This is a genomic window from Ruminiclostridium cellobioparum DSM 1351 = ATCC 15832 (genome assembly GCF_000621505.1).
GTDB classification, from domain to species: domain Bacteria; phylum Bacillota; class Clostridia; order Acetivibrionales; family DSM-1351; genus Ruminiclostridium; species Ruminiclostridium cellobioparum.
In genome coordinates this window covers 1-15,282 of the sequence record NZ_KK211298.1, presented here as the reverse complement: position 1 = coordinate 15,282, position 15,282 = coordinate 1, and the positions used below count along the sequence as shown (strand labels likewise).

General features: G+C 38.5%; 12 protein-coding genes. 1 reads left to right on the top strand and 11 read right to left on the bottom strand.

Features of this window, described 5'->3' with window-relative positions:
* Positions 1–430 precede the first annotated feature (430 nt).
* The 10 genes from cas2 to T344_RS0127015 all read right to left on the bottom strand — a co-directional run bounded on the left by cas2 (position 431) and on the right by T344_RS0127015 (position 13,768).
* Positions 431–709, bottom strand: a complete 279-nt coding sequence (gene cas2, locus T344_RS0127065; RefSeq protein ID WP_027631300.1) for a CRISPR-associated endonuclease Cas2 — start codon at positions 707–709, stop codon at positions 431–433.
* Positions 710–712: 3 nt separating this feature from the next.
* On the bottom strand, positions 713–1,705 hold the full coding sequence (gene cas1b / locus T344_RS0127060; RefSeq protein ID WP_027631299.1) for a type I-B CRISPR-associated endonuclease Cas1b: 993 nt from the start codon (positions 1,703–1,705) through the stop codon (positions 713–715).
* 110 nt (positions 1,706–1,815) lie between these two features.
* On the bottom strand, positions 1,816–2,304 hold the full coding sequence (gene cas4 / locus T344_RS0127055) for a CRISPR-associated protein Cas4 (protein ID WP_027631298.1): 489 nt from the start codon (positions 2,302–2,304) through the stop codon (positions 1,816–1,818).
* Between the two features lie 32 nt (positions 2,305–2,336).
* Positions 2,337–4,634, bottom strand: a complete 2,298-nt coding sequence (locus T344_RS0127050; protein ID WP_027631297.1) for a CRISPR-associated helicase/endonuclease Cas3 — start codon at positions 4,632–4,634, stop codon at positions 2,337–2,339.
* 78 nt (positions 4,635–4,712) lie between these two features.
* Positions 4,713–5,465, bottom strand: a complete 753-nt coding sequence (gene cas5 / locus T344_RS0127045) for a CRISPR-associated protein Cas5 (protein ID WP_027631296.1) — start codon at positions 5,463–5,465, stop codon at positions 4,713–4,715.
* Complete coding sequence (gene cas7i / locus T344_RS0127040; protein WP_027631295.1) at positions 5,452–6,333, bottom strand: type I-B CRISPR-associated protein Cas7/Cst2/DevR; 882 nt, start codon at positions 6,331–6,333, stop codon at positions 5,452–5,454. The genes cas5 and cas7i overlap by 14 nt, the downstream gene beginning before the upstream one ends.
* Before the next feature lie 4 nt (positions 6,334–6,337).
* Complete coding sequence (gene cas8a1, locus T344_RS0127035; RefSeq protein ID WP_051572336.1) at positions 6,338–8,113, bottom strand: type I-B CRISPR-associated protein Cas8b1/Cst1; 1,776 nt, start codon at positions 8,111–8,113, stop codon at positions 6,338–6,340.
* Complete coding sequence (gene cas6 / locus T344_RS29485) at positions 8,086–8,817, bottom strand: CRISPR-associated endoribonuclease Cas6 (RefSeq protein ID WP_051572334.1); 732 nt, start codon at positions 8,815–8,817, stop codon at positions 8,086–8,088. The genes cas8a1 and cas6 overlap by 28 nt, the downstream gene beginning before the upstream one ends.
* An 818-nt stretch (positions 8,818–9,635) precedes the next feature.
* Positions 9,636–11,780 (bottom strand): SF1B family DNA helicase RecD2, encoded by a 2,145-nt coding sequence (gene recD2, locus T344_RS0127020; RefSeq protein ID WP_027631293.1) that lies wholly within the window; start codon positions 11,778–11,780, stop codon positions 9,636–9,638.
* Positions 11,781–12,016: 236 nt separating this feature from the next.
* Positions 12,017–13,768 (bottom strand): ABC transporter ATP-binding protein, encoded by a 1,752-nt coding sequence (locus T344_RS0127015; RefSeq protein ID WP_027631292.1) that lies wholly within the window; start codon positions 13,766–13,768, stop codon positions 12,017–12,019.
* A gap of 271 nt (positions 13,769–14,039) precedes the next feature.
* On the opposite strand from T344_RS0127015, the gene T344_RS31805 reads away from it, so the two are divergent.
* A complete protein-coding gene (locus T344_RS31805; RefSeq protein WP_278246210.1) occupies positions 14,040–14,162 on the top strand; it encodes a hypothetical protein in 123 nt (40 codons plus the stop codon).
* 18 nt (positions 14,163–14,180) lie between these two features.
* Here T344_RS31805 and T344_RS31990 read toward each other — a convergent pair whose 3' ends face one another.
* Positions 14,181–14,687, bottom strand: a complete 507-nt coding sequence (locus T344_RS31990; RefSeq protein WP_027631291.1) for a CBO0543 family protein — start codon at positions 14,685–14,687, stop codon at positions 14,181–14,183.
* Positions 14,688–15,282: the final 595 nt, after the last annotated feature.

Genomic DNA, 15,282 nt, shown 5'->3' with positions numbered 1-15,282 from the left:
AAGAAATTTACATTCCAGTATGTTTATATAAAAACCATTTATGCCCAGCGGGTACGCTGTAAAGCTTAATGATTTACATTCCAGTATGTTTATATAAAAACAGATGAAAGAACATTTGAACCATCTCATACGCTGATCAATTTACATTCCAGTATGTTTATATAAAAACCCTTGCCTGCTACAATATTGAATTATCAAGGTCCACGCACCCGATTTCTGTCGATAGGTACTTAAAGAATAAATAAGAAGTTATTTATTCCCTTAAAGAACAAAAAGCCTTACTCTAAGAGGCTGTATTGTCTAAAAAATCTATGAACTGTCGACCCTATGGCTTTTTTACACTATATGCGGTCGACAGTCGAAATCTCTTTCAAATCTATATAAAATTATAATTATAGAATATATAAGTAATAAAATAATTATAGCATACTCAAAAAAAGTTCGAGGTTTTTTCGTCCTCTTTCCCCCAGAACTCCTTCTGCATCCATCGTTCCTCCCGACTTTTAAATATTATCACAGAATCCCGGTCTTTTCTAATATGCTTACCTATCTCTATCTTCAACTGCTGTAGGAGAGCAGGAGTAAGGTCTCCTTCAAAAACTGATTTTTGAACATGTGTCAGGAATTTCTTGCATATTTTGAAAATGTTTCTTGATGCTTTGGCACCATTATCGTCCACCTCCACATCATATATAAGAACAACATACATACCTTACCACCAAATTTTAAACCCTTCATATATTTTGTCACCCATCAGGTGTTTTACCAGTTTATAGCACTCAAGTCTCATAAGATGTCTATATGATACTTTTCTGCCCAGTTCCTTGTGGTTTATTGTTCTGCTAAGACTTTCATCATACTCTTTTAATATTTTTTTCCGGCCGCTTTCTTTCAGATAATAGTAATTGGAGTCCTGCTCAAAATCCTTCTCGCTTATCATATTTCTATTAAGTATTGAAAAAATCAGCCGGTCTACAATTAACGGCTTAAATACCTCCGAAAGGTCAAGGCAAAGTGAGAATCTACGCTCTCCGGGGCTGTGCAAATAACTAACCGTAGGATTCAGCTGTGTGGTATAAATTTCCGAAAGGCAGCTGGTGTAAATTAAAGAATTTACAAAAGAAATCAATGTATTAACTATATTGTCGGGAGGTCTCTTAACCCGCTTTTCAAAATCTACTTCCTGATTAATGATTTTTGTCCAACAGGCATAATAAACTTTTCTGATACTGCCCTCCACACCCATTAAAGAATTTATATCAGTTACGCTGCTAATGCTGTCCCGTAGGTTCTTTATTTCATTAATGGTCATTTCAAGGTCCCTGTCTCGTTCATTGTAATATCGTACGTTTCTAAGGATATTATAACTTGCCGCCTCAATAAAAGCTTTTGCAATATTCAGCCGCTTATCATTATCCGAGAAATGCATGACCTGTTCCACCAGCAATTTTCCCGAAACATTAGTCTCTTTGGGATAGAAACTTCCGGTATAAAATCCATAGTAATTAAAAATATGTATTGGTATGGAAAGCTGCCCGGCATAATTAAGTGTCTTGGTGTTCATGGAAACTTCTCCAAAAAGATAAATATCTCTTGTCATATTAATTTTTATATCTTTGTAATTTCCGTCGGGAGCAGTCATTCTCAGTACATTATCCTTCCGCCTTAATTCCCCGTCAGAAAATAAGTAAAAACTCTCGGACATATCTTTTCTCCTCGTACAATAATATATAGCTATCCAGTTATATTATTTTGCCAATCTGCAATGCCACAATTCTGTTTTAACATAGGAATCTGAAATAACCGCAGGCTTTTCTATATATAACAGAATTCATAATATGCACAGGCCTTGCAAACCTTTGAATTAATTATTTCAGGACTCTTTTCCATTGAAGCAGTCCGCTCAATTTCACCCAAAATATTTACTATTTCCTTTTCATCCTGTTGGGATAATATGACCTCTTTCCTTTGCTTTATTTTGGGATAATCCAGGATGCCCTTCTCCACGTTAATACCTCTCTGCCTGAGAAAATAAATATAATATTTAACCTGCCACTCCGAAGCCGCTTCTATACTTTTGCTTTTCTTGACTTCGTGCAGAATCCTCCAGTCCTTTATAAAATCTATGTTGACTGTATCATCAATCAATATTTGTTTATCTTCCCTTCCGTAGCTGCTTTCATCCAGGAGCTTTCCCAGCAGCACATTTTCATCCTCCTGCTCCATTCTGATATCGTTTATAAAGTACCACAGCTTTCGCTGGCAGACAAAATAGTAGTAAAGCATGGTCCCTGTAATGCGCACAACACTCACCTCCGCATATTCAACCTCCAGTACTAAAACATTCTTGATTCGGCATTTCTGAACTCTTCTTTTCCGGTTTTTTCAAAACTGATTCCTGTTTCAATGCTATATTCCGCATCAACTGCAATAATATCAAAGCCGTTTGAGATTTTTTTGAAAATAACCTTGGTTTCCTCTGCCAGTCTTCTTTGAACAGGAACCATCAGGTCTCTCAATGCTTCGCGGGCCTTTACCTTCTCCTTTTTTGAATATTCCCTGCTTTTGATAATCCCGATATTATATCCGATATCCTCCTCATGTTCCTTATAAACGCTCAAAGGTATCACAGATACCTGGTCAATGTCTCTGAATACTTTGTTTACATCCCCTTTATCCATTTCATAGGAAGAAATGTCCTTGACATACTGGATCGTACTCTTTATATCAGAATAATATCCGGTATCCTTAAGTTTTTCAGTGGAATAGGTCTCTTTTATCATTTCTGCTTTGGCAGTTTCATTCAGGACACCATTATAAAGTGCTTCCTTTGAGAGCTGATGAATCTTTTCATCAATAAAAGAACCCACTCCGCTGCACTTTTTATTTCCTCCGGTGAATACAAAACAGTTATATTCCTTGTCCAGCTTCCTATGCCGGCAGCAGCGGCCCATTCTCTGGAAGAGTCCGTTCAGATCGGACAGCTCGGTATAAAGCAAATCAAAATCTATATCCAGGGAAGCTTCGACCAACTGTGTTGTGACCCAGATTCCGCAGCCCGTACTTCCCTTCTTCCCAAGTTCCATGATGCGATCCTCTTTTTTACTTCTCTCTTCCCGGATGAAACCGCTGTGCAAAAGCTGCAAATGTTCTACACTTTCATCCCCTGTTTCCTTCTGCAGAACAGCTTTTAATTTATTGTAAACTGTTTTCGCCTTCCTGACCGTATTACAAATAATCAGGAGTTTATTTTTATTATAGGCCCTTGCCATTTCAGCAATACTGGAATCTTCGTCTATCTGGGAATCAATTTTCATTATACTGTGACGCACAAGCCAGTTTGTAAAGGTTTCAGGCCCTTTAAAACATATACCCTCGTCCTTCATCAAATCCAGAATTACTCCGGGAAGTGTTGCAGTCAGGATTGCAAACCTGCCTCCCATCCTTGTAATATATTTCAGTCCAAGAATGAGATAGGCAATAAGATCAGGGGAATACATCTGAATCTCATCAACAATTACTTTTGAATAGGACAGCGTCGCAAGCTTAAGTTCAAAACCCTTATACCTGTACACAAAATCAAATATCTGATCCAATGTACATATTGTCAGCGGCAGAGAAAGCTGCCTTGTCCTGGTGTAGTATCCTTCGAGCTCAGCACTCTCATATTCCCGTATATCATCCGCTTCCGATGATTTCTTTTTATATTTATTGCTTTCCTCCTGCTCTGTATATACCTTCAGAGTATCCGAATGCAGCAGTGCAACACGGTTTTCCATATCCTTTCCTGCTATATTTTCCGCAATGCGCTTGTAAATTGCATTAATCGCACTTTTAAGCGGCAGGGTAAAGAAGCCCTTGCTGTCTCCAAGCCAGAGAAGCCCTGCCTCGGTTTTCCCCATGCCGGTCTGAGCCACCACAACTACATTCTCATTCCGGTTTTCGAGCATATATTTTTGCAGCTCGTTCCATCCGGCACCGGGGTTGTCTTTTTTCCACCCATTCAACAGGATTTCCATGGCTTCCGGCAGAAAACCCGCAGGTTTTTCTACATCTATTCCCGCACTTGCGGCAGAGTCAATTCTGTTCAAAAGTCCTTTCAGCATAATTGTTTTAAAAAAATATTCCCCATCCCGTGACTCATATGGTCTTGTCCCCAGTCTGAAAAAACTTTTGTACAACCGGGCATCCAGATGTCTGGATGGCAGCGGCCGGTATTCAAAATTTTTGAAAACACCTGCCAGCCGGACTATCTCCCTGGATATTTCATCCTCTTCAAGGTATACATCCCGTTCATGATGGTATGCCACGGCCTGAAATAGGGCCCTTATATCTTTCTCCTCATATCCCAGTTCTTCGAGATATTCAACATCTATAAAACCCAGGCTCAGAAAACCATGCGGTATTCCTGTACTTTTTACCTTGCCGTGGACACACTGCTGGAATGTGTCATTCATTTTCCCCAGATCATGGTATATACACGCCAGGCGGAGCAGCTCCCAATCTATCTTCAGATTGGGATAAAGCTCTTTCAGCAGCTTAAAGTTGTCCAGTAAATCATCGGTATGCCATTGAATATCTTTTCTGGGTGTCGTCTTTGCAATAAATCTCTCATCTGCTGCCTTGTTATCCATTTGCCCCTCCTTAATACACCTTTTATTCACCTCATGTCTCTTATTAGCAGCTTTTTACATTCTCTGTTATTTTGCCTGCTACGCCAGAAATACACAGGTTCCCAGCTCGTCCACATAAAACGGCTTCTTTCTTTTCATCTGAATATCTCGTCCATACAATACGTCAACTGTTTCCCAGCTTCTAAATACCTTTGGTGCCTTATCGGAGCCAAAATTTGAAAGCCTGTAGTTTTTGTTAAGTTTATAGCAGGTTCCCGAATATTCCAGTCCGTCAACGGCTCTGGTCTCAACATAGTCATTCATCAGATATGAAACCGGGATATATGCTCCATAGCCCTTTTCAAGCTCCAAATCATAACCGGCAACCTCTTCATTGATTTCAACTATTCTAACCTCCTCAAATACCGTCAGATCCTCCCGTCTTCCCAATGACGGATATTCCAACGGTCTCAGCAGCCAATCATATATCTCCTGAACATCCTCCTCTGCTTCGGGGACGATATGCAGCAGCAGTTCTACATCCACCAGGAGCTCCGTTGTTGCAACCCCTCTGGATATCCCGTACCCGGTTACGTTCAGCTGGTGTCGTTTCTCGTCATATGTCATGCCATTTTTAAATTCATACCGTGTAAACAGGTCGTTGACCTTGGAAAAATATTTTCCCTGTACACTTATTTTCATAGGGTGATATTCGGTATAACCGCATATATTGTGAATCATTCCAATGACTGTCGAGTACGGCGGAAGAGGGTAGGTTTCCTTCAATTGAAAGCTTGCAGGCTTTTTGTAGTTGACCATATCCTGACTTAGTTTAAGCCTAATTCCCCGCATAATATTTGTCCACCTCATTCTTAAGGGCTGTAAAGAATTCCGGCACCGTTGCCGCCTTCAGAACCTCTCTTACTTCATTTGTATTGTCAAACCGGCCGTCTACAATTCCCGTAAAGGTATGTTCCCGGATTCCGTCATACATTACTCCTGTTATCTGGCTAATATTAATGCAGTTATTCTCAATTGAAACAACATTCTGAAATACGGGATTCTTTATATCATATACTCCGCCTATTACAAATAACGGTTTCAAATCCTCTCTTCTGCCTCTGATATCCCTGTACAGCATTGCAACGGTATCCAACAGATTCTTTACTCTTCTTGCCCTTTCACCGTTCTCAAGCTCTATGCCGTATTCCTGGTCGCTGCCTATCTGATCCAGGTCGGCAGCTATGGTATACCGGTAGTATGACTTATGGATTTCAGCCTGTGCTATGTTCATATCACTTTTAATTTTATCGGCCTGTCCCTTGTTCGTAAGAAAATCCAGATCACCCTTGAAGGTTTCAAGCGAGATGGCATTGGACAGTCTTACCTTTGCACTTCTCTTCTTTCCTCCGGTGCCCTTTTCAGTTTTCATATAACCGAAAAAATCCACTTCGGGATAATTTGTAATAGTGGCCTCCTGACTGAACTGAATCACCTTTTTATCCCCTGTCCCTTCGGCTGAGACAGGAGCCTGGGGTTCGCCAAGCTGTTCCGCAATATTGTAACGGATAGCCTGCCTGGATATATATGTATACTGCTCACCCTTATTCCTGGATATTTTTTTCAAGGATGCTACGTTCCCTACGCTTTCACCGTAGTTCGCACTTTCTGCCTGAAACAGGATTGTCATTGTCAATCCCTTAACTTTTAAATTATTCATATAATCAGTTCTCCTCTCCATTTACCGTTTTTTCATTATTTGCCCCATTACCGCTGTCATCGGATCTTTCCGCAATAAAGCCTGTTACAAAACTATAACCAATTGTACTGAACAGCTCATCACTCCTGAATATTTCCGAAATTACGGCCGGCACTTTGTTTCCAGTATACAGGTAAGAATTAAGCAACACGTCCATAAACATATTTCTGTTCCCGGTTTTAAGCGCATTGAGCAGCCGGTAGCTTATCCCCGGGATTTTACCCGTTTTTTCATTATTTTTCATGAATGCTTTTCTAAGATGATATCCTGAGTTTTTTGCCTCATTTATATAATTCCTGTTCTCATCCATATTCTCCATTCCTCCCAAACTTTTTATCAACCCCGCATTTATACTGAGTATATCCTCTACATGCCCCATGTGGAAAAAGCAATCCTTATTTGAAGCTGTCTTGAAATGCAGCAGCTTATACACCAGCAAAAACAGATTCTGATTGTTGAAAATATTTTCAAGCACCTGCTCATATATGCTATAGCTTTCCTTCCCCTCTTTATAGCCCGTTCTGATCAATCCGGATATTTCGTCATGATATTTGTGGATCAATTTTATCGTGCTCTCAGGTAAAAGATTGAATTTGAAACGTTCGTTTTCATATCGGACCACCTGCACGTCAGCCAGTTCATACCTGCTTTTTTCAATCCGTTCCCTCTCCATGGCTTCCACAAGCACTCTGTAGATTCTACGGGAAGCTGTCTCATTACGTCCTTCCTTGAGCACTGAATCCCGGGCACTTCTGTTAACTCTGACGTTATACCGCATATTTACATTGGCATTAATATACAGTCCGGTATTATTTACATATACAAAGCCTGCCGGCAGGCATGAATATATGAGCTTGCACACAGGACACAATGCAATGTCATTGACAAAGTCCCAGACATGTGACGGTTTCCTTGCAGTATCAAAACCCGACTGGTTCAAAAAGCTCATATCATTGTTCATATCCCTGATAGGAGCCCCGCAGGTAAAGCATTTGTACCTGAACTTTTGCTTATCTGCTGTCAGATATTCTCTGGCCTCATCCACAAAATATGTTCTGTAATCCTCATAGATATCTTTTATTTTAGTCTGTGGATTTAAAAAGCTTACTCCGTTCCAGCCGTTTCTGATAATTGTATATATGACATTCTTAGCACCTATGAAACGTCTTCCATTTTCATTTCCACAGTATTCTATTATTTTATTTATTATTTCAAACTGCTTTTTTAACTCTCCGATTACTTCTTCTTTTACTTTTTCAAAGTCGGTGTCGTCTTTGGGTTCCCTGACTTTCGAAAGGTTTTTTTCAAGCTCTGCCATCCGCCCGGCTTCACCCATCAGTTCAAAAGCCGATTTAAAGCTGTTGCTTGTAAGATATCTTTTTACGGTATCCTTTATGTAATCGTTGATTGACTTTAATTTTTTAAGATCCAGCCCTTCAAAGCCATTTTCATTATAAAAGCCGATTGTATTTTTAAAAGAGACTATCCTATACCACGGAAGAGTTTTTTCATATGTATCTATAAAATACCTGAAATACCTGTCTTCAAAATCCTCAAGACAGTTCACAGGAATTTGCGCAGAAGCTCCGTCATATGTAACATTTTCCTCACCTATGATATTGATAAAACCTGCAACTGAGGCATTCCAGCTCCAATCTCCCAGAGCAAGCCGTATTACTTTATTCTCCAGATAAATCACCTCCATCCCCATTGCTAAATCAGATCCAGCATTCCAAAACATAAAGACCTCTTTGCACCCACTCCCCGTTGATAAAGATACTGCAGGAGGTACTGTTCGCCCTCCATTGAGAATATGCCCAAAGAACAGGGAATTTTGAGTTCGTAATTCTTAATGATTACTTTTTTCATACGTACGAATTCGACTTTCAGCTGCCTTATATCATGACTGATATCCCTCTGGAATTTTCCTGAGAGCTCCGCTTCAAGATTTCTCTTCAGAATGTCTACGGCGCTTTCATCCTCAAAGGTATAAAACCAATCCCTTCCGTTTTCCCGGTTATGGTCGCGTATTACAATCGGTGACATTGTGTTGAATACAGCCCTGTTCTGTGTTATAAGTTTTTCCTTTTCATTTTGAATTTTGACCAGTCTTAGAGAGTTTTCCCCAGAGAACCTGTACTTGATAAATTTCTGCCCGCACATGGCGTTATACAGCTGTATTCCTGTAAAGGAGTCGGGAGTAGACATGTTAACTATTACTCTTTTGCTTTTGACACTGATTGTTTCCGTTCCATATTGTGTTTCAGGAACAAAATAAACAGACATGGTAAAATCCTTATTGGTATTGCTGCCATTACCATAAAGCTCCTGATAGAACTGCTTATCGCTTTTCTCAATGGCATTTTTTAAAAAGGATAATATTTTCCTCCTGTAATTAATATCAATAACCTCATTTTCCAGCTCAAATGTAAAATGAAACCTCATATATTTTCACCTCCTTTTCTGATGAACTAATAAATGAAAGGCATCACCTTCTTTTTTAAATTGTTTTAAAAGAATGATATTTAAGAATGATTATTTTGACGATAGTTGCTGGTGATATTTATAAAATAGCAAAGGCTGCTGAGAAATATACTCCAGGATGAGTGGATAAAATTGTTTCAAACCGAAAACTATATATTTTACATTCCTTATAGAGTTTATAAAGTTTATTTTTTACTTTAAAAGTTTTTTGCCAACAAAACAACTACCTTCTTCAATGTCTTATTAATCCTGAGAAGCTCAGTATTCTGACATTTCAATTCCTCTTTATGCATGTTTCTCCCAGTAGTTGAGCATTTCCAGTTCTTACAAGTACATACCTGATCTTCAGATTGCTTCCGCTTGCTGCGCCAGAATGCCAGAGTAGAGTACGGTATCTTTAACAGCTGCGCCGTATTTTTGACACCTTTACAATCAGACAGATTTGTAGCCATTTTTTTGAATCGCTCATAATATGTACACATTGTCCGCTTCTTCTCTTCTATGTATATCCTAAAGATAATTTCAACCATTTTTGATTTATATTATCTTATGCCCTTATATTGTTTTTGGTTTTGCATTTACATATTATGTATTTATTATATTATTATTTCCAGTATACGTCAATACACATTTTCAAAATTATGCTATTTTAAACAAAAAACTACCAACAGCAGTCGAAAAAAGCAGAAAGCTGTTTTTCACCACTCAGGTAGTTTTACCTTGCATTTGCAGTTTACTTTTTGGTGTTTTCAATGTATCTATAATATATGATAAGTTATTTAGCCGTCCCTGCTTCTCCTAAGCCTTTCCACCAGCATGGTGTTCCTCTTCTGCATCCTGTTGTTTGAAACACTAATGCCGATTGCCTTTTTGGAACCCACCAGCACAAGAACTTTTTTGGCCCTTGTAACGCAGGTATACAGTAAATTTCTTTGCAGCATCATATAATGCTGCATGGTTACAGGTGCAACCACAATTTTGTACTCGCTGCCCTGGCTTTTGTGAACAGTGGTTGCATAGGCCAGAACTACTTCATCCAGCTCAGTGGCATCATACTCAACATTCACTCCGTCAAAGCAAATGGTAAGCATTCTGTCCTCGGTATCAATACCTGTAATGCTGCCAATATCGCCGTTAAAAACATTTTTATCATAATTATTTTTTATCTGCATGACCTTGTCGTTGAGCCTATAAACTGTTCCGCCGTACTTTATACTAACCTCGGCCGGATTCAGGGCTTCCTGCAGAATAATATTGAGATTGAAGGCTCCTGTCTCTCCCTTCTGCATGGGACACAGCACCTGAATGTCATTGACAGGATCAACTTTGTAATAGTTGGGCAATCTCTTTGAACAAAGCTCTGTTATGGTTGCCACAACCTTTTGCGGCTCTTCCTCTTCAATAAAAAAGAAGTCGCTGCTCTTTCCGCCCTTAAGGTTTGGTGTCCCACCCCTGTTTATCCTGTGTGCATTCGTTACTATTGCACTTCCCTGGGCCTGCCGGAATATGCGCGTAAGTCTTACAACATTTACAGTTTCCGACTCTATGATATCCTTAAGTACATTTCCTGCCCCCACCGACGGAAGCTGATCCACGTCACCCACCAGTATAAGTACCGTTTCATCGGAAACAGCCTTTAAAAGATTATAAAACAACATGATATCAACCATTGATGTTTCATCAATTATCAGGACATCACAGTCCAGCGGACTTTCTTCATTCTTTTTATAGCCTTCGGGAGGCTTGTATTCCAACAGTCTGTGTATGGTCTTTGCCTCAAGGCCGGTGGTTTCCGACATTCTTTTGGCAGCTCTACCCGTTGGAGCGGCAAGTAATACCCTTGCGTTCAATTTTTGAAAAACCTTGATAATAGCGAGAGTCGTGGTGGTCTTTCCAGTGCCCGGTCCCCCTGTGAGAACCATAAGCTTGGAACCGGCAGCAGTCTTGACTGCCTCTATTTGAATATCGTCATATTGGATATTGTGTTCCTCTTGAATATTTTTTAAGTGCTCATCTATGCCGGCAGCTTTGTATTTGCTCTCTTCAGCAAGTATTTGCCGCATTCTTTTGGCTGCCCCCAGCTCACTGTAATAAAAAGCGGGAAGGTATACTGCATTTCCTTCGTCCCCGATTACAAGCTTTTCTTCCAGCATCCTGTCAAGTGTTCCCTCAATAAGCGGCCTATCGAGCTCCAGTATGCTTCCGGCCGCCTCAAACAGTTGATCTCTCAGGGCATAACAATGCCCGTCATTTGACAGTTCATTCAGAACATAAAGCAGGCCTGAGCGGCACCTTTCAAAGGAGTTGCTGTCAAAACCCAGCTGCCTTGCTATTTTGTCGGCCGTTTTAAAGCCTATCCCCCAGATATCATCTGCAAGTCGGTAAGGATTTGTTTTTACAATATTTATACTTTCATTCCCATAGGTCTTGTAGATTTTAACTGCGTAAGCCGTTGAAACACCGTTACTTTGCAGGAAAAGCATAACATTCTTTATTTCCTTCTGCTCCTGCCAGGCCCTCTTTATCATATCAACACGTCTTTGGCCGATTCCTTCCACATCTATCAGACTATCAGGCTGCTCCTCTATGATTTTAAGAGTATTCTCCTTGAACCTGGCAACAATCCTTTTTGCATAAACAGGTCCTATTCCCTTTATCATACCGCTGCCAAGATATTTTTCTATGCCTGCGATTGTGGCAGGTACTGTCTCTCTATAGTCAACGACACTGAATTGCTTGCCATATTTGCTGTCGTGTCTCCAATCACCTTTTAAACGGATTGCAGCACCTACATTAACGGCAGCAAGATTTCCCACAACCGTTACCAGCTCTGCATAACCCCTGGATTTAATTTTAATTACACTGAATCCGTTTTCTTCGTTGTTATAAGTTATTCTTTCTACAATTCCGCTGAGGTATTCCATATGTACAGCCTCCTGCAATAATTATAGCATAATATAGAACATATCATAGACTTGGTATGGCACACCTTTTCTGTCGGCGTTCCGAAAGTGATATTGATATTATCAGGGCAGCTGATTATTTTATACTGCGTTCTTTTGCCTTTTTTGTATCGGCTTTTGATCAATAGACAGACCTCTGCTTAATTCTATTTTATAATTTTACATATGCAGAGTAAGAAAAGTAACTTCAAGCACATTTAGCCAACCCTTTTTTCCTCAACTAAAAGTTCTTTGTAAACAAGAGAATTATTCTTTAGATCACTGAAGCTGAGATATTCCTGAATTCTTCCGGCATGTACCAGCCAGATTTTATCCACCTTTGTCAAAATATCAGGCTTGTGACTTATCACCACGACCGTACTGTCTTTAAAGTCTGTTGTCAGCATTTTATTTACATATGCCTCTGATTCAACATCATAATTTGCTGTAGCTTCATCAAGTATAAGTATTTTTGACTGTCTGGCAAAAGCTCTGGCCATCGCTATCTTCTGCCTTTGTCCGCCTGAAAGCCTGGAACCGTTTCTGCCAACTTCACTTTTATATTTTAAAGGCATGTCTTTTATAAAATCATATGCACCGCTTCTCACCGCAGCTTTATTAATAACTGTGTTATCCGCCTTTGAACCAATGGAAATGTTTTTTTCTATAGTAGTATTAAAAAGGTATAAGTCCTGACTTACCACAGATATCAAGTTTCTGTAATCTCTTAGCTTGATGTCGTTTATATCAGTTCCGTCAAGCAATATTTTTCCTTCCTGTGGCTTATAAAATCTCAGCAGCAAGTTTATGAGAGTGCTCTTTCCCGAGCCGTTGGCTCCGATAACAGCAATTTTTTCACCGGCCTTTATATTCAGATTTATCTTATTTAAGATTTGCTCCCCATCCTTATATGAAAAGCTCACATTTTCAAATGTTATGTCTCCCGGCACCTCATTATCAACTGTCCTGGCATTGGTTTCCCGCTTAACCTCAAGCTCTGTTTCCATATCGAGAAATTCAAAGAATCTTTTTGCAGAAGGGATTATGTTTGAAAAATTATACCCTATATTTAATATTGCAGATATAGGTCCTATAACATAAGCACTATATGTAAGAAATGCGAATAACCCCCCGATAGTGAGTTCATTCCTGAAGGCCATGTACGCTCCCAGTATGTATAGAGCACTGGATATTCCCTGAAATACAACACTTTCCGAGTATTCGTTGAACTTATCCAAAAATGCCATTTTTATATTCATCTTGACGATTTTTCTTTGTTTTTTTATGAACTCTCCTGTTTTTATCCTGTCAATCCCACAAAGTTTGATTTCCTTTATACCGCTTATAGTATCCCCGTACCAGGATGAGAAATCACGGTTATACTCCATAAACTCCTTGAACATAGCCTTTCGCTTTTTTGCCAAGGAATTGACTATAAAATATCTTGCAGGAGCAACAAACAGTACAACCAATGTCAGTCTCCAGTCAATTAACAGCAGCCCGATCAAGCCTCCGATAATCCTGAATACCTGCGAAATTATAATAAAAGTTCCTTTATCACATACTCTTGATATGTTCCCTACATCCATGCCGATGTTGCCCATAATCTCGGAGAAATTCGTATTATTGAAATATTGAAGCTTAAGTCTTTGAAGATGCTTAAAAGCCCCCTTGAGAAGTGAATATTGAAACAGGGAGTTTACATATGAAAAATATTTTGTCTCCAGCAAACCAATTGCCTGTTCAATCAAAACAATTGCCAATGTAAGTATTGAAAACTTAACCACAACGGTAAAATTCTTTGCAAGCAGCCCATTATCCATGATCTGCTTACTTAGTAACGGTATGAGCATATTTATTCCGGCTGAAGCAATAATACAGACAAATATCAAACTGATTTTTTTGAAATATGGTTTTAGAAGTTTAAAAAGTCTTATGTATATCTCTTTGTTTTCTTTAATATTAGACAAATAACCACCAACTTATTTTCGTAGTATAATTTACTTATAAAAGCAAAGTAATAGACTTAGTTGCATTGGCGATTTCAATGACTTTACCAATTATTGAAATTATATACTATCAGGCCGTATACGTCAACCCATATTTTTACATTTTTATGCATTTATAGTGCTAATGCAACAATAATATCACCTTGATTTGTGTACCATTGGTTTAAATATTATTATCCAAAAACTCTTTTTAACTTTTTTGAATATTGCTATCAAATAAGGAGGCATGAAAATGTTAGATAGAAAGGTTTTTACTTTGCACACATCCGAAAAAACAATTGATAAACTTACAATGATTGCAGGAGAAAACAAGCGCTCTGCTAATGCACAGCTTGAATTAATACTTGAACAATAAAAAATTATATAACTGTTATTACCATATATCGTTTACTGGGATCTTAAACAGCCAAAGTATTGTGACAGCCACCACAAATGATCCTAGATATGCTAATAAAGGCTTCTTGTAATGCAACCATAGTAACGGAAACATAACAAAGTTAAACGTCAAAGAATACCAAATTGTCCATCCATTCTCTTGTTGAAATGAATGTAACAGAGTTGCAAGCCATTCAACTGAAGTATAGATAACAACCCACTTCAAAATATATAATACCTGTTTTTTTATACCCTCTGGGAATCTCGGTATAAAAAGAAGGATTGTGCATGGAAATATTGTAAAATTTACAAAAAGGTTATCATATATCCCTTTTGCAAAATTCGTATCATAGTCCCACAGAGGCTTTAAATAAGTAAGCCCCATATACAGGAAGTCTCCCAGCGTAAAGAACAAAATAGTTGATTGATATTTTTGCCAATTACGCCAATCTCCCCATTTATAACATATCGCGATTAGAAGTATTAAAAGTATTATATAAAACATCAGTTGTTTAACCTTTATATTCTATATTTTTCTTTTATTTTGTATCCAGCTCAATGTAAATATTCAATGATTAGTTGAACTTATATTTTTTGCGATTTTTATCGCTGATCAAATTCAGTACCTCCTCCCTTAATACTTGCATAAATTTATAAAAAAAATGAAAGATTATTATTACTGTTCAATCACGATATTCCTCTTACCTAAAGTAATTAATACAGCTATAGAATTTCAAAAATACATAAGTTAATCCGTATAATAGAATACTCTCGAAAAGTAATTGGTAATTTCGAGAAAAACCAATACTTCACTCCATTTTCTTTGTGAAATGGAGCTATTTGTAGAAAAAGCATTGTACCTTGAGAAATTAATAGTTGTGTAATTTTGAGCCCAGATTTTTTGGGACAGCAAATAAACCTTTGAAATTCAAAGATTTTTAAATGCTGTTTGAAAAGTTCTTGTACTATTGCAATAGACTCAGAATACTAAAGGATTTGTGTTTGATCCAAGCATCCAGATGTATATTAGCAGCAGCGAAAGTGGCTCTTGCAAAACGGTGCTTTGAGCTCCTTGTTTTACCAGCTTCGATGTCATAGTC